Annotated in this window: 17 protein-coding genes; 4 read left to right on the forward strand and 13 right to left on the reverse strand. The window is 47.3% G+C overall.

Going from position 1 to position 15523, the window contains the following annotated elements:
* Positions 1-67 precede the first annotated feature (67 nt).
* Complete coding sequence (locus M3630_RS06940) at positions 68-292, reverse strand: hypothetical protein (RefSeq protein WP_173608665.1); 225 nt, start codon at positions 290-292, stop codon at positions 68-70.
* A gap of 129 nt (positions 293-421) precedes the next feature.
* Entirely contained in the window at positions 422-847 is a 426-nt protein-coding gene (locus M3630_RS06945; RefSeq protein WP_251251674.1) for a hypothetical protein, read from the reverse strand.
* A 194-nt stretch (positions 848-1041) separates the two neighbouring features.
* On the opposite strand from M3630_RS06945, the gene M3630_RS06950 reads away from it, so the two are divergent.
* Complete coding sequence (locus M3630_RS06950; protein WP_251251643.1) at positions 1042-1608, forward strand: YqaA family protein; 567 nt, start codon at positions 1042-1044, stop codon at positions 1606-1608.
* A 52-nt stretch (positions 1609-1660) separates the two neighbouring features.
* Here M3630_RS06950 and M3630_RS06955 read toward each other — a convergent pair whose 3' ends face one another.
* From M3630_RS06955 to M3630_RS06965, 3 genes are read right to left on the reverse strand one after another with little or no spacing between them, the layout of a single operon-like run.
* Complete coding sequence (locus tag M3630_RS06955) at positions 1661-3472, reverse strand: acyl-CoA dehydrogenase family protein (RefSeq protein ID WP_251251644.1); 1812 nt, start codon at positions 3470-3472, stop codon at positions 1661-1663.
* Positions 3469-5040, reverse strand: coding sequence for a class I adenylate-forming enzyme family protein (locus M3630_RS06960; RefSeq protein ID WP_251251645.1), 1572 nt, complete (start codon positions 5038-5040; stop codon positions 3469-3471). The genes M3630_RS06955 and M3630_RS06960 overlap by 4 nt, the downstream gene beginning before the upstream one ends.
* A complete protein-coding gene (locus tag M3630_RS06965; protein WP_173608670.1) occupies positions 5037-5453 on the reverse strand; it encodes a MerR family transcriptional regulator in 417 nt (138 codons plus the stop codon). The genes M3630_RS06960 and M3630_RS06965 overlap by 4 nt, the downstream gene beginning before the upstream one ends.
* A gap of 168 nt (positions 5454-5621) precedes the next feature.
* Here M3630_RS06965 and M3630_RS06970 point away from each other — a divergent pair, with 168 nt between their 5' ends.
* From M3630_RS06970 to M3630_RS06980, 3 genes are all read left to right on the forward strand, one after another.
* The gene (locus M3630_RS06970) at positions 5622-6044 is read left to right on the forward strand and encodes a cell wall hydrolase (RefSeq protein WP_012685322.1); all 423 of its coding nucleotides are present in this window, start codon (positions 5622-5624) and stop codon (positions 6042-6044) included.
* Between the two features lie 32 nt (positions 6045-6076).
* Positions 6077-6529 (forward strand): spore coat protein GerQ, encoded by a 453-nt coding sequence (gene gerQ / locus M3630_RS06975; protein ID WP_232773370.1) that lies wholly within the window; start codon positions 6077-6079, stop codon positions 6527-6529.
* 125 nt (positions 6530-6654) lie between these two features.
* Entirely contained in the window at positions 6655-6972 is a 318-nt protein-coding gene (locus M3630_RS06980; RefSeq protein WP_251251646.1) for a hypothetical protein, read from the forward strand.
* Here M3630_RS06980 and M3630_RS06985 read toward each other — a convergent pair.
* The 8 genes from M3630_RS06985 to M3630_RS07020 form a co-directional block, all read right to left on the reverse strand.
* Positions 6969-8111, reverse strand: coding sequence for a DUF2087 domain-containing protein (locus M3630_RS06985; RefSeq protein ID WP_251251647.1), 1143 nt, complete (start codon positions 8109-8111; stop codon positions 6969-6971). The genes M3630_RS06980 and M3630_RS06985 overlap by 4 nt on opposite strands.
* Before the next feature lie 115 nt (positions 8112-8226).
* Entirely contained in the window at positions 8227-8703 is a 477-nt protein-coding gene (locus M3630_RS06990) for a PilZ domain-containing protein (RefSeq protein WP_173608674.1), read from the reverse strand.
* Positions 8704-8781: 78 nt separating this feature from the next.
* Positions 8782-8955: a hypothetical protein gene (locus tag M3630_RS06995; protein ID WP_007728597.1), complete on the reverse strand. Its 174-nt coding sequence runs from the start codon at positions 8953-8955 to the stop codon at positions 8782-8784.
* A gap of 89 nt (positions 8956-9044) precedes the next feature.
* Positions 9045-10295 carry a GNAT family N-acetyltransferase gene (locus tag M3630_RS07000; RefSeq protein ID WP_251251648.1) on the reverse strand — a complete coding sequence of 417 codons (1251 nt, stop codon included), beginning with the start codon at positions 10293-10295 and terminating at the stop codon, positions 9045-9047.
* Positions 10296-10441: 146 nt separating this feature from the next.
* Entirely contained in the window at positions 10442-11878 is a 1437-nt protein-coding gene (locus tag M3630_RS07005) for an MDR family MFS transporter (protein ID WP_251251649.1), read from the reverse strand.
* Between the two features lie 139 nt (positions 11879-12017).
* Positions 12018-12653 carry an NUDIX hydrolase gene (locus M3630_RS07010; protein ID WP_173608677.1) on the reverse strand — a complete coding sequence of 212 codons (636 nt, stop codon included), beginning with the start codon at positions 12651-12653 and terminating at the stop codon, positions 12018-12020.
* A 138-nt stretch (positions 12654-12791) separates the two neighbouring features.
* Positions 12792-14366, reverse strand: a complete 1575-nt coding sequence (locus tag M3630_RS07015; RefSeq protein WP_251251650.1) for a glutathione ABC transporter substrate-binding protein — start codon at positions 14364-14366, stop codon at positions 12792-12794.
* A 99-nt stretch (positions 14367-14465) separates the two neighbouring features.
* The gene (locus tag M3630_RS07020; protein WP_251251651.1) at positions 14466-14693 is read right to left on the reverse strand and encodes a hypothetical protein; all 228 of its coding nucleotides are present in this window, start codon (positions 14691-14693) and stop codon (positions 14466-14468) included.
* Between the last annotated feature and the right edge of the window lie 830 nt (positions 14694-15523).

Consider the following 15523-nt stretch of genomic DNA (forward strand, 5'->3'; position numbering starts at 1 on the left):
GCTGGCAGATACACTGCGATACGCGAAAAAACCCTGCAAGAGACAGGGTCTGGAATCGCAATGATTCTTATTCTTCTTCATATCCGATCTGTTCGTACACTTCTGGCTCCCAGTAAATCACTGATTGCGCGAGTGGCAAATTCGTTTCGCGCGCTCCGTTTGGTTTACCATTAAAATAGATGATTTCAGTTATAGATATCCGATCCCCACGTACATCAATTTCCCCTGATAATTGCAGAGTAGTACCGTTTGGCGCATAGAAAACGACTTTTCCCGAACCCAATGTTTTCATTGGTTCCTCCCATGATGTTTGTCCTGTTTCCCTACATTTTAGTGGATAATCTTTCCTAGCGTCAATGAAAAAGCAAGGACTTCATTACCAATATTCGACTTAGGATCAGCTCACTGGATCACTCATTTTTTATTTTGAAACCGTCTGCGCAACTTCATGATGATCCCGCTTAAAATATATCTTCGATTGTTTGTTGTGGGTCACAACCAAAAGAAGGGTTATATACAAGATGGCGATCAAAAAAGTTCCATTGCTTATATCAAGTAAAATCGCCAAACTTATGCAGACAATCGACGATTTTAGTAACTTCATCTGTATAAAGATGAACAATAAAGTAGTGATGATCAGTGGAAACATTAATCTTCCTTGCATTCTTCCCAACACGTAGCTTTGATCTAACATATCTTCCGGCATCGTCACCACGCTGAAAACCATTTTACTGGCCCAGTGGCTCAAGTTCATCGGATCTGCCTGTGAAACCACAAAATAGAGGCCCCCCAATACGATGACTTGCAACAGTATAAACCCTTGAATGACTTTGATAGATAATGGCATCTTCAATTAAAAATTTCCCTTTCGTAATGACATTCCGTACCCACTTATAATCGGGATTTTTTGGAAATTGAATGATGGGTCATTCGTCCTAAATCCTTATTTTCCCTCCCGACGTTTAACTTCCGTTGTGGTCTTTCTTTGGACAAAGTGGCATAAGATGGCTACAATAGAAAAAACCTCACAAGGAGATGCTCATGCTCGAACATATCACACAGCTATTCATGCAATATGGGATGTGGGGACTCGCTGCCATGGCATTTTTGGACTCTTTTATCAGTCCGATTCCTCCGTTTTTTATGCAAATTGCGATGAGTCTGCTCGATCCAGGCTCAGCGATTCAGTTTGCGACAGTAGCCTTTACTGCTTCCGTCCTCGGCGCTCCCATCGGGTTTTTGTTGGGGAGATGGCTGGGAAAACCACTTTTGCACAAGATTCTCCCTGAAAAATGGGTTATCGTAGCGACGGAAAAATTCGCAAAAAACGGGGATGCTGCCGTACTGATCGGAGCTTTTACCCCCATTCCTTTCAAGGTTTTCACTGTGCTCTCTGGCGTATTCAATTACTCGCTGACCAAGCTCATGTTTTATGCGATCGTCGGGCGAGGATTGAAGTTTTATCTGATTGGCACCTTGTTTTTTTTATACGGGAAACACGCAAAGGTCCTGATCGATGAATACTTTGAGATCACTCTGCTGGCGGTTGCAACACTGGTAGCTGCGATCTGGTTTATTTGGAGCATACGCCGCAAGCGGTATGCGTAAAATTCAAAAGCGCCTTAGCCACCTCAACAAGTGGTCTAAAGGCGCTTTTTGATTATCGGGTCGGAACAATCACGGATTGTTGGGCCCACTCTTCTACGCTGACAAACTGATACTCCACCAGTTGGGTGAAGAACTGTACGTCCAGCAAAGAATCGGATTGAACCCCCCGCTTTTCTGGTGATTGGAAATGCTTTTTGGCATACAGTCTTGCCAAAATGTATTTGCGCGCATTTCCCATACGTGTTACCTGATCCTCTGCTTCACTGACGATGCATGATAAGGTGTACAAGTCTACCATATGGTCTGCGAGCGTTTTTAATTTGTACGTTACATAATCATGGGTCTGTTGCATGAGATAGGCGATATTTTCCTCGAGAATGACCAGTTCTGTCCGAATCAGCTCAGCGTACGGCTGTGAAAAGGCATGCTTCCACCCAGCTATGCGCTCCCGAAGCAATTGGCTAAACACTTCGTGGCTGTTTTCTTTTTGCATCACACGCAAAATATCGAGTGCGAGTATATTCGAGGTCCCTTCCCATACGGTCAAAACTTGGGCATCCCGCAACAGACGCGGCGTCACGTATTCCTCGATATATCCGTTACCGCCATGAATTTCAATCGCGGTATGGGTCGATTCGACGGCCTCCTCCCCTGTACGGTATTTCAGCAAAGGAATCAGTAGACGAGCAAGCGCGTTATCCTCTTTGCTCGCGGAATGAGACTGCAAGCGATCATAGACAGCAATCATATCAAACACCGCGCCTGTGCTGACCTCCGTATCCAATAAGAGGCTCACCAGCATTTCTTTTACCATCGGATACTGATCGATTGGCTTCCCGAATGCACGACGTTGCTCGGCGTAATACCTCGCTTCGTAAAAGGCCCGACGCATGATCCCAATCGAAGCAATCGCGTTGCAAATGCGCGAGAGGTTCAGTGCTTCTGCCATGTACTTGAAGCCGTTCTGTGGCTCCCCGATCAAATAACCCTCTGCCCCGTTCAACAGAATCTCTGCAGATGGTACGGCGTTGACTCCCAGCTTCTCTTTCAAGCGGCGAACCTGGATGTGATTGCGTTCGTTGTCAGGCTTCACCCATGGCACCAAAAACAGTCCGAGCCCTTTTGTCCCCGGTTTCTCCTCATCGATTCTCGCCAAAACAGTCGCAACAAATGCTCCAGCATTGCTCGCAAAAAACTTTTCTCCTGTCAATCGGTACACACCCGGCCGACCTGCTACTGGCTCTGCTATAGTCAAATTCGCACCGACATCCGAGCCTCCCTGTCTCTCGGTCAGCCACGTAGCTCCTTCATACAAGCGAGTGCGATCACGAGAGGTCAGTCCTGTCAGGTACTGCTCCTTTTGTTCTTCGCTGCCATAGCGATCAAGTAAATAAGCGGCTGACATCGACAAAGTAACAGGGCAATAGAACCCCGGCTCAGACTGGCTCACGAGATAGCCCATGAAAAAAGAATAGCTGTACGGCGCTTTTCTCCCCAACTCGGGAATGTCTTGATACAAATAGCTGACGATGCCTGCTCCGTAAACCTCTGCTACTGTTTCCTTATAGCCTTCATTGGTAATAATCTCGGAAATATCCTCGCCCAGCCGATTGTACTTGCGCAATCTTGGCTTGCCTTCTCTGTCCGTATGGGCGGCACGCTCGTCGATGGGTCCTGCCACTTGCGCACCTAGCCAGCTCAACTGCTGTCTGGCCCATTCATGCATGGAACCAGGGAGATAACGTTCCAGCAAGTAATCGAGGTTGGGATCTGCTTTGAAAAAGTTTTCCCCCTGTGACGTACGCGGGTGCGGGATGTTGTCGCTGTAAGTTCGCTGATCGATTCTCGTTTGCAAATCACTCATCTCAGCTCCACTTCCTTTTGGGAACGGACATCACGCAATACATGCTTCAGGACTTTTCCGCTCGTATTCCGCGGCAGTGCAGGAACGATATTTACCTGTCGGGGGAGCTTGTAATCAGCGAGATGACCGCGCAAAAAGCTTTGGATTTCCTCTAGCCAATCTCGATTGGTATCGACTCCTGATTTCAGGACCACATACGCTGTAACCGTCTCGCCCCACTCCAGATGCGGCAAACCCACAACAGCTACCTCGCCAATCCACGGATGACGCTCCAACAACTGCTCGATTTCTTTGGGATAGACGTTTACCCCACCCGTGATCATCACGTCTTTTTTGCGATCAATCATCCACAAAAATCCATCCTCATCCACGCGTGCAATATCACCAGTGTACACCCAGCCATCGCGTATGGTTTCTGCTGTAGCCTCTGGATTGTTGTAGTAACTTTTCATTGTCCCTTCTCCGCGCAAGCGAATTTCGCCCACTTCGCCACTGGCGCATCGCTCTCCTCGCTCGTCTACGACCTCCATTTCGACGAACAATACACCACGATTGCCTATACTGCCGATTTTGTCCGGATGCTCTCTGTGCAAAAGACACATTCCGGTCGGCCCGGCCTCTGTCAAGCCGTAGACGCACGCCAGTTTATCGCGTCCATAAGCTTTTTCCATGAGCGAAGCCATCTCTTTGGACAGTGGAGCACCGCCATACATCCAATATTCGATGGAAGACAGATCGTACGCCGCAAACTCGGGATGCTTCATCGTCAGCAAATACGCTACTGGCGCACCGAAGAAATGCGTAATCCGATGCTGCTGCACCAAATCCAAAAGAAGCTGCGGCGAGAAGGTCAGGGCCATTACCTGGGTGGCGCCAAGCATGAGCCCTGCAATGAAAAAGAGATGGAGGGGAGCCGAATGACTCAGCGGCATCAAATGTAAAATTCGGGAACGATGTGTCATCGTCAGTTCAATCGACATCATTTTCGCGACAGTCAACAAGCTTCTATGTGTATAAAGCACCCCTTTAGGGCGTCCAGTCGTACCAGATGTATAGAGGATGCTGACTTCGCTATCTTCATTCATGTTCACCAAATAAGGCTGTGAGGAAAGCGTATCCATTTTATCTAAAGACAGATCATTGGCATCCCAGTCAGCAATGCCATGCCAATTCCCTTGGCTCCTGCCTGTTTTGATTGCTACAAGTTTCGGCGTTTGGAGGACCCACTCATTGACGATAGGCACGAGGGCATCGTGAACAAGAAGTGCCTTTGCTCCGGCATGATCACATATATGTCGTACTTCTTCTTGGGTTGAGCGTGCATTGATCGGCACGACGAGGGCACCACTGCGAATGACGGCGACGTAAAAAATGGCAAACTCCGGACAATTGGGCATCAGCATGACGACCCGATCCCCTTGCTCGATGCCAAGCTCTCGCAAATAGCAAGCCCACTGCGTAGAGCGTGTATCCCACTGGGAATAGCTGACCTCCACATCCCCTGCAACCAGAGCGGGCTTGTCAGGGTATTTCCTTCCGTTTGCTGCGAGCAGAGCTGATACGTTCATCGTTTCTCCTCCTCATTTTCTTCAAGCAATTTTTGTTCAAAGTTTTGCTTGTAGACGAGAATGTCTTCTCTCAGTTGTCGGAGTTCCATGATTTTCTCGTCGATCTCAGCCAGCTTTTGGTTGCCGTACTCAATCGTTCGCAAAAGCTGCGCCCGACCTGTACGGTCCTCGTCGAACAGCTCAATCATCTCGCGAATCTGATCCAACGAAAATCCGAAGCGCTTCCCTCGCAGAATGAGTCGCAGCCTCGCACGATCCTTGCGGTTGTAGTACCTGCTTCCCTTCTCTGTCCGACTAGGGAAAATCAAGCCGAGCTCTTCGTAGTACCGAATCGTTCTGGTGCTGACATCTAATTGTTGAGCAAGATCAGAGATGGTCCACGATTCTTCCTTCTGTATTCCTTCTCTGCTCATGTCCAGCGCCCCTTACTTACATTTGTAAAATTCAAAATTTACCGAACAACATGATTGTAACTGCCGTTTACGTAAACGTCAACTTGATGAAAAATTTATCGGGCCAATCACCAATCTATTATTCGCCCATATATTGTTATTGTGATTTTTGGGGAAGGAGGTGAAGCAATGGCCGTCATCAAAGCGAACTCCAAAGATGTCGATATGCTTGCCAGACTGATTCGAGCTGAGGCTGAGGGTGAAGGTGAGTTGGGCATGTTGATGGTTGGCAACGTTGGGGTAAATCGGATTTTAGGTAACTGCCTTGACTTCAAAAACATTCGCAGCATGCGTGACATGGTCTATCAATCTCCGGGAGGATTCGAAGCGGTCCAAAAGCCGTATTTCTATCAACGGACCAGAGATAAAGAAAGACGATTGGCACAGCGCGCAGTCAATGGCGAAAAGACCCGTCCGGCTAGCAACGCATTATGGTTTTACCGGCCTGCCGGAAACTGTCCAGCTACCTGGTGGGATCAACAAAACTCCGGTCGCTATAAGGCACACTGCTTCTTCGTTCCAACACCAGCAGATTGTCCACGCGTCTATTAAAAGGATTAGATAGATAAAGGAGAGAGTTCATCATGAGTCAACAAATGCCTTACACTGGTTTCCCTCAACAACAATACGGCTACGACATGTACCCATCCGCACAGTATCCATACGGCATACCTCAGCAACAACAGCAGATGATTCAGCAGCAGCAACCTCAACTGGTTCCGATGCAACCAAGCGGATCCTTGATTCCCGGAATGCCCATTACCCCTGGGCAAGTACTGGAAGAATCGTACATCGAAAACATCCTTCGCCTGAACCGAGGCAAAGTCATTACAGTGTACCAAACATTTGAAAACAACAGCCAATGGAACGCTAAAATTTTCCGTGGTGTCCTCGAAACAGCTGGCCGGGACCACATCATTATCAGCGATCCGCAAACCGGCAAACGCTATTTGCTCCTCATGGTCAACACCGATTACATCACGGCGGATGAAGAGTTGAATTACATCCCGCCTCAGCTTCCAACAGGAGTTCGGTAAGCGACCAATTACAAAAAGACAGTTTTCGTCGGCTATCCCCGAGGAGAACTGTCTTTTTGACGTTTATACCATTCCATGCTATTAATGAGTGAGAAACACGACCGCTTTGTAAAGGATGAGGTAGAGTGGCATTTGGGATTACACGAGACGAACTGAACCGTTGGAAGCAAGCCGTTAGTCGAGGCGAATTGGCATTTCTCACGCATTATTGGCTGGACCCACGGTTTCCTGGCATCAAAACCGTTACAAAAGTAGGCTGTGCCAATTATTCGTTACTGACAGACTGGTGCCTTGCCAACGGACTCGATCCCGTCTACATTCATAACCGTGCACCCTTCCCGCATTTTGATTTACTTGGCGAAAAGCAAATCCAGATCTTGCAAAAGGAAGGTCTGTGGGATCACTTGGAGCGCTTCCGCATGCTGGGTGATGGACGAGACTAGGACGGATCCTTTTGCACGTGATAGCCTCGATCACCATATGGCGCCAGCTTTTTCATCCACTTATCTTCGAGTTTTTCCAGGGCATCCTTCAGATCAAAATACGGATGGTCTTTCTTTTCAACCTTCTCTAGCACTTCGATTTCGAAAGCGTCCGAACCGTATTTATCCCAGTCTTTTTGCAGTTCACGATTCGGATGCGAGCCATGCTGAAGCATGAACTTTCTACCGTTGATCGTTTTTAGGTTATTCGTTCTGGCGATGAAGACTTTGCCATTTTGCTTGTTTTTTATTTGATAAACGCCTGCATCGGTTTCTACTTCCTTGTACATCTGCTTGAGCTCTTGCTTGCGATTCATCTGCTGCGCCCCCCGCTCCTCTCCTTCATTTTCCACAGCGATCCGCCAATATTGACTGCCGTCCGCCTGTCTATCCATCAAACCCACATCGACTAAATATCTCCGCAAGGTCACATAATCGTCATAGAGACCTTCCAAAATCTCATTTACTTCCCGCTCGGTGTAGATACGATCGAGCTCAAATTTTTTAGAAATCTCTTCGAGTAGGATGAGTTTATGCTTTTGCTTGCGCGGGAAGCGCTCTAATCGACCTGATAATCCATTTGGCAGGAATTTCTTTACGATCGCGACATACTCAGCGGCATCGCCATCTTTCGAGGTGTTCTTTTGCTTGCTTGATTTGGCATCATTGGACGATTGATTTTTATCCGCTTCATGCAATAATTCCATCATGACCAGAAATACCTTGGCCTGACGTTCTTTTTCCTTGAGTGCAAAGCGGTGATTACGGATCGTTGATGCACTGCCGATCCCCATTTCAGATTGAACCTCGGCGTCTGTCTTTCCTTGGTAAAAAAGGCGAAGCAAATTAACTTGATGATCAGACAAGCCCGTCAATCGTTTATCCAACTGGCTCAGATGGGTAAAGACAGAACCGTGCGCAACCTCGATATGATGGCGCATAAAGCGGGACGCTTCGTACAGGACCCCCTCCACCGGATAAATGATTCCTTTCTCCACCTGTTCCCCACAGAGCAAACACATGAAATGTTCATCTTGTTCGATGTAACCTTGCTTCCATTCTTGAAGAGAAGCGCTCCAAAATGCTTCATGTAGACCCATCTATAAACACAACCTTTATTCGTTTGACTTATTATAGATAACTTATCACTGCGTTTATTTTATGTCAAACAAAAAAGCTCCCCATTGTGTATTGCACAACAGAAAGCCTTATTGTCTATGCTTCACTGGCTCGCATCGAAAGACTTGCTTGGGCCAACTCTTTTAAAAATGCCTGGCGATCACCTTTAAAGAAACGTCCTTCTGTTGCTGTGCGTTTTTGCCGATAGCGGATCGCCAGTCGGTTTACCAAGCGATTAATCTCCAGATGTTGTTCCTCTTCCATCGTAAACCGTACAGCGTATTCGTAATAGTCCGTTTCCCACGGAATCGTGCGAACTACGTGGCCGTACATTTTCAGAGCCTGTCCGCACAATTCCGTCGCAAACTGCAGAACGAGCTGGTCATTTGCTGGCATTTTGAGATGAGAGAGAAAACGAAGTCCACCTGCCCCAATATCCTCGATCAAAACCTGCGTGCTCCCAATCTCCATGGTCTTCCCTTTGACCAGCACAATGGTCATGTCTGCACAGAGGGCGTATTCTAGTCGTAAGCGAAAAAATTCACGTTGATGCCCCTCTGATCTACCCGGCATTGTTTTCTCCTTCTTTCTCTTCTCATAGTGGGGTAACACGCAAAAGAAAGAGCGCCTGTCACTTTGGCGCCTTTCTTTTTATTTTTTGGGCTTTCGGTATTTGATCTCCTGCTCTTTCACCTGAAAGCGATTCCATAATTCCCTCTCATCATGTGTGATGGAATCATGCTTTTCAAGCCGGAAGAGGAGCCTAACGACCACCCAAACAATCAAAAGAAACGCAAAAAAGATAACGAGTGTTAAAAAGATCATAAAACCTGCCTCCTCCCATTTACTAACAACATATGGGAGGAAGCAAAATAAGATAACCAAATGTGTCAAAAACGTGACGAATCTTCTTTTTAGAAGGTTGTCACACTTCTCGGCTTCTCGGAAACTGCAAACAGCCTATCCAAAATGGGAAGCTTCTGTGTAGTATCCAGCTCTAACTGGCCGTATTGATACAGCTTGCGGGCAGTTACTACCCCCATCACGAGTGAAGAAAAATCGGCAATATCGAGCTGCACCGAAACGTCTGACTCCGCTGCCTCTCCTACTTCCGGACGTCCATCGACAAACTTGATGAGCCATGTTCCTTCATTCTCGGGCAGGAACGAATCGCGGATCGTCAGCTTTACATTCACTGTTTCCGAACCAAAACGGTGGTGGGAGAGCTGACGGAAAAATCCTGGAACATCAATGATCCGATACATCAGACCGACTCCTGATGCATGGCTCTCATGATAAATGCTCCACAACAGCGAATCCGTTCCATTGCCCGGATCAGAGAGCAACAAGTGAAAATCTTCGTCCGGTGTCGTGAACTCGATCCGTTGAATCTGATCGGCCTGACTCCGCAGGAAAGAGAGCAGTTGGGCAAATGCTTCGCGGCTCTCATATTGAAGCTCTCTTACTTCTATGTTGTTGACGAGTTTATTTTTTTCATGAGCGCTCTGGAACTGGAAAGCGAGATAGCCGCCTAATCTCCCTTCCTTTTTGTAGCCGACAACAATCATTTCCGGGACATCGAGGAGTCTGTCCCACTCTCGGTCTGTTCGCTTGATCATACCATGGGTTTGACGGGCGATGCGATGATAGCAAGCAGACAGTTCTTCTTTGTCCTCTTTTCCTATATAAACGATTTTGTCCTTTCCTACAAACGGCAGGCTGGACGGTTTGAATTTGTATTGGTGAACCTTGGTTCCTATTCCAAACCCCATTTGCTTGTAAAAATCAACACGAAACGGATAGAGAGAGACCAGCGAGATTCCCCGTTCCCGGTAGCTGGAAAGAAAACCTTGTAGCATCGACATGGCGACCTTTTCCTTTTTATGCAAAAGGTCTACGGCGACCAGCCCAATCCCGCCAGTCAAGAGCGGTGTACCGTGAACATTCATAGGGAAATCGTACCATTTCATAATTCCCACTAGTCGTCCATCCCGATAGCAGCCGTGGTAGCTGACGTGTGGGTCGTTTTCGATCGTTTCTTTTACACGGTCCGCAAAACGCTGTCTGCTATCTGTACCCAGAAGATTGCTTCCAGGGTAGCTCATCGCTGCAATCCTAACGACCTCATCGATATCGTCAATTGAAACCGGGCGAATCTCCTCCATCGTCTCATGCACTCCTGTCTGCAAGAAATTGGGCATCTAGGAAAATAGTATCGATGAATGTAACCGCTGGCAATACGAAGTTTGTATTTTTTGGAAAACTGTAACCAAATATTAAAAAACGTCCGCACTTGGCGGACGTCTTCGAATTAGTGTGTCTGCTTGACTCGATTCCCTTTTGCGATCAAAAGCGTCAGAATAAAGCTGCCTATCGCAAGCACTAAAGTGCCTGTGAAAACCACATGAACACCACTAGCCAATAAGTCCCGGATTTGTGCCAGCTGTGCCACAGGGACCGATCCGTGTTCAAACGAGGCCCCTAAATTCGTATGACCACTTGCTACAGTTACCATGTTGAACAACATTCCGAATACAGCAGCCCCGAAGGTTTGGCTAAATGTACCCGTGAATGTATTGAGAGCAATGGCAGTTCCCCTCTTGTCGACTGCAACAGACGATTGAATTTTTACCATAACGATCGGGGAAATGAGTCCCATTCCCAAACCAATTGAGCCCACAGCCACATAAATGAGGTATCCCGCTGAGTGAGCGGAAAGGAAGCTCAACAACGTTGTCGCTACCGTCAGAACGGCTGTCCCCGCGATAAACAACTGTTCCGCTCGCAGCTTTCCTAACAAGTTCCCGGCAAGGATAGAGCCGATTGTCCAGCAAACCGGCATCGGTGTCAGGACAAAGCCAGCCATCGTCGCACTTTCTCCCAAGACTCCCTGGCTCCAGATCGGCAAGTACACCACCATGCTGATTACAATTCCATTGGTCAAGAGCGTCAGCAGATTGATCATGGTTACATTTCGATTGGTAAAAAGCGTAAGCGGAATCAGCGGCTCAGGCGATTTCTTCTCCACCGTTACAAACACCAAATAGGTCACCAAAGCAAATACGATCAAGGAAATCGTCACTGGACTGGTCCAGGATTGATTTTGACTGCCTGTTAACAAGGCATACAACAAAGCGATGGTTCCGACCGAAAAAATAAGCGCGCCCGGATAATCGATATGGCGCTTTTCTTTGACGGCAAGCTTTTCCTTGTACAAAAAGATGAGCATGAAAAACGATACAAGTCCAAAAGGCAAGTTAAGAAAAAAGATATAACGCCACGTCAGCGTATCGACCAAAAACCCTCCGACCAACGGACCTGCCACACCGGAAAGTCCCCATACAGCACTAATCCAGCCCTGGGCTTTTGCTCTGGCAGTCTGCTCCGTGTACAAGTCACCGATAATGGTCATCGTAATGGGCATGACTGAACCTGCACCCAAGCCTTGAATGGCACGAAAAACAATGAGCTGCCACATCGAAGTCGCTACTCCACAGAGCGTAGAACCTAGCAAAAAGATGCCGATTCCGATTAACAATACGTTTTTTCGGCCAAATAAATCAGCCAGCTTGCCGTAAATGGGGGCAGATACGGCAGTGGCAAGCATGTAGATGGCGTATACCCAGCTCACCTGTTCAAAGCCTGCCAAATCGCTCGTAATGCGCGGTACTGCTGTACTCACAATCGTTCCTTCCATCGCAGCAAGGAATGTCGAGAGCATTAGGGCAATCATAATCTGAAGTCTCATCTCGATCTCCTCTCTCTATGTATGCATGATCGCGAGCAGTGAAAAAGCATTGTTTAGTATATCACATGAGAGAACCATCTTTCTCCACTAACGAAAAACCTCGTCTTGTCAAATAACAAGCGAGGCATTGTTTTTCCGATCAGGGCATTCGATTGGCTGAGCGTAGTTTCACTGCTGCAAACACCTTCTGGTAATAATGCACTTCATGTGGTACAAAGTCAGCTTTGGCCGCAATCATCGTTGTATCTTTAGGTTCACCATTTTCCGTTAGCAAAAATCCATTCACCGTCATCTGCCCGATCTCGCCCGCAAACAACCGCTCTAGCTCATGCAGACTGACCCAAAACAGCCCTGTGACTTCTTCTTCTTGTACACGATACTCGCGTAAGGGTTGATCGCATTCATACAAAAATGTGTGGCACATTTCCTTATCAATAATGGAGGGGGCAACCATTACATCACGAATCACGCCTAGCTTGTCCAATTCCTCAAAGCTCACGGACAAGCCCAACTCCTCCTCCAATTCCCGCACGCCGTCACATGGCTGTTCTGAAGCGAGAAGATGACCGGCAGAGGTAATGTCGAGCAGATCCGGACAAGTATCCTTTTGTGGATGTCTTTTTTGGAACAACATTTCGATCTGGTCATTTACTACGCGATAAATCCAACAGTGAAAGGTTTGGTGCCACAGCCCCAACCGATGTACTTCGCTACGCGCTTCTACCCCGATGTGCCGCCCTGCTTCATCAAATATGTCTAGCTGCTCTTCCTGCATGTTTTCCACCCCATGACTTGTCTCTTGAGCATTTCTCTTCCCCAAGTTACATTCCCGGTCCAGAGCTTGAATTCCTTTCTATTGACGAAAGAAGGGACAGCGACAAACGCCATCCCTTCTATCACCGTTAGTTGATCGTTAGTTGATCGATACGTCATCCAGCATCAAGTAGCCAACTGGGCTCAGCCAGAAGCCATTTACATTCTTGGATGTAACCGCCACATGGTCAATCGTGCGGATTGGAAGGATCGGTACTTCCTTCAGCTCGATTTCTTGCAGCTTTGCATAAATTTCATTGCGTTTTTGCGGATCTTTTTCGCGACGTCCTTCTTCAATCAGCTTGTCTACCTCTGGATTGTTGTAGAACGCCATGTTACCTGCGCTGCCTTTCGATGTGCTGTGGAAAACATTGTACTGGTTGTAGTCGCCATCCCCTGTTGCATTGCCCCAACCCCCGATGAACATCGCATGCTCACCATTGTCTGTGTGCTCCAGGTAGGCACCGTATTCCATTACTTTGATCTCCAAATCAATGCCGATGCCTTTCAACTGTGACTGGATGACTTCAGCTACGTTCATGCGCTCTTTACGATCATCTGTCACAATGGACGTCTTGAAGCCGTTCGGGTAACCTGCTTCTGCGAGCAGTGCTTTTGCTGCATTGACATCATACGAGTAATCCTGGAGATTCGGGGTGAAGCCGATTACTTTTGGCGACATAGAGGAAACTGCTTGTGTTCCTACATTGTTGTATACTCCTTGTACAATGGCTTGCTTTTCGATAGCATGCGCGACAGCTTGACGTACACGTACATCATCAAATGGCTTCTTCTGTACGTTAAAGCCGATATAATCCACACCCAAGCCTTCTGCACGCACCATGTTCATCCCAGGAGATGCCTGTGCACGCTCTACTTCCGTTACAGGAAGCTGGTCGCCAATGTGCGCTTCGCCTGCTTCAATCATGGCTACACGGGTCGTATCTTCTGGAACGACCTTATACAATACTTCATCTACCTTTGGTTTTTCACCCCAGTAGGTATCATTTTTCGTGAGCTTCATATCTTGACCCGGTGCCCACGATGTAAATTTGAAAGGACCGGTTCCCACAGGCTGCTTCGCCAATGTATCGGAATGCTCGGCGATCGCTTTCGGGCTGATGATGCTTCCTTCTGAGCTAGCCAAGATGGAGAGCAGCGGTGCAAACGGATACTCCAGCACGAAATGTACAGTCTTGTCATCCACGATCTTGATTTCTTTGATCATGGAAAAGTTGGATGCACGCGGTGATGCAACCTTTGGATCGAGTACACGTTCGAACGTCTTTTTCACAGCGTCTGCTGTAAAAGGTGTACCATCGTGGAACGTAACGCCCTCACGGAGCTTAAACTCCCATGTCAAGTCATCGAGCTGTTTCCATTCAGTGGCTAGTGTAGGCTTGTACTCGCCGTTTTTATCGCGAGAAACCAAGCTCTCATAGACTTTTCCGTACACATAGTTTGCCGAAGGAATATTGGAGATGAAATGCGGGTCCAAATTGTTGGCGTCTGCTTTGCGGGCTATAATCAGGGTTCCCCCTTCTTTCGGAGCTTCTGCAGCAGTATTATTCGTCGAACCGGATTGCTCCGAGCTCGCACCACCACATCCAGTCAACGCAACACTAACCGTCAATGTCAGAGACAACAAGGAACCGACCATGCGTGTTTTCTTCATTTGTGTCTACCCCCTGTAGAATACTGTCGAAAATTCTGAATGTATTTCTTATTTGCATTATACGGCAGATTTTCAACCGAACCTTTCAGCATCTTTACATCAATTTATAATATTTTTACTTTTATTTAATTTTGTATAGATTAAAAAGTCCGAAAATATATTCGATACCGTTGCTTCGGTGGAGAAGCGCGTTTCCAGTCTTCGCTTCGGCCTACGCCCCGCAAGGGGGTGAAGACTGTCCGCTCCGGTATAAATGACGGGAGCTGCTTCAAAAGTGGTTGCCTCGATGAAGTATTCGCACGTTGAAGCTAAAAACGCTTCTGTCATTCATCCCTCCGCTTGGTCGGGCTCCAGAGGCGCTATGACTGGAAACACGCTTCTTTGGCGTTGCTTTTGTCTATTTTTTTCATCTATTTGAAGGGAAATAACAGAAAAATCGTAAAATCATTTCATTGTTGTACTTCGTGGATGTGTTCCACTGAATCGATTTGAAATGAAAGTCAGTATGGTCAAGAAGCAATCTTTCTCATCATGAGACGGCTTTCAAAATACTTACAAAAGCTACGCCGGAAGAAGTGCATTTCCAGTCCAAGCGCCTCTGGAGCCCAACCCAGCTTCGGAAAAAATGGCGGGGAATTTCAGCTTCACTGATATGAACGAGGACTGTCAATAGCATGACGGCCCCGTTTTTTCTTTTTTCTTGTTGCTTTATATGGAGAGGCGGGCGTGGTAGACTGCTCTGTTGCGGTCAGCGTAAAGAAACCCACCGCGTTTTACGCAAAAATCATGCCCGCAGAGGCTCCATGTCAAGCAACAAGAATGGGTAAAGACACGGCACGAAGGCAAAAACTTTTCGACGGTGAGCAGTCTGATATCCGTGGGTTCTCACATTTTATCTCTCCGTTCGGGGGAGCTTCCACAAACTTATGACGCACATAGTTGTTTTTAAACAAGTGTGCAAGTAAAGCACGTGGTTTCTCCCTACCGGTTCTTCCTTTTGCCTTCGAGCCCTATCTTCACTGCTTGATTCTAGGTTAACTTTTTATGACGCTTGTTCCATTTGTCGAGTGATCGCCCAAATAAAACCCAACAATTCACGTGCAACAGCTGTCACTGCTTTTCCGCCTGGCTTTCCTTTCGCCATGAGGCGACAATAT

Origin of the sequence: Brevibacillus sp. MER 51, assembly GCF_023714195.1 — a bacterium.
Taxonomy (GTDB): Bacteria; Bacillota; Bacilli; order Brevibacillales; family Brevibacillaceae; genus Brevibacillus.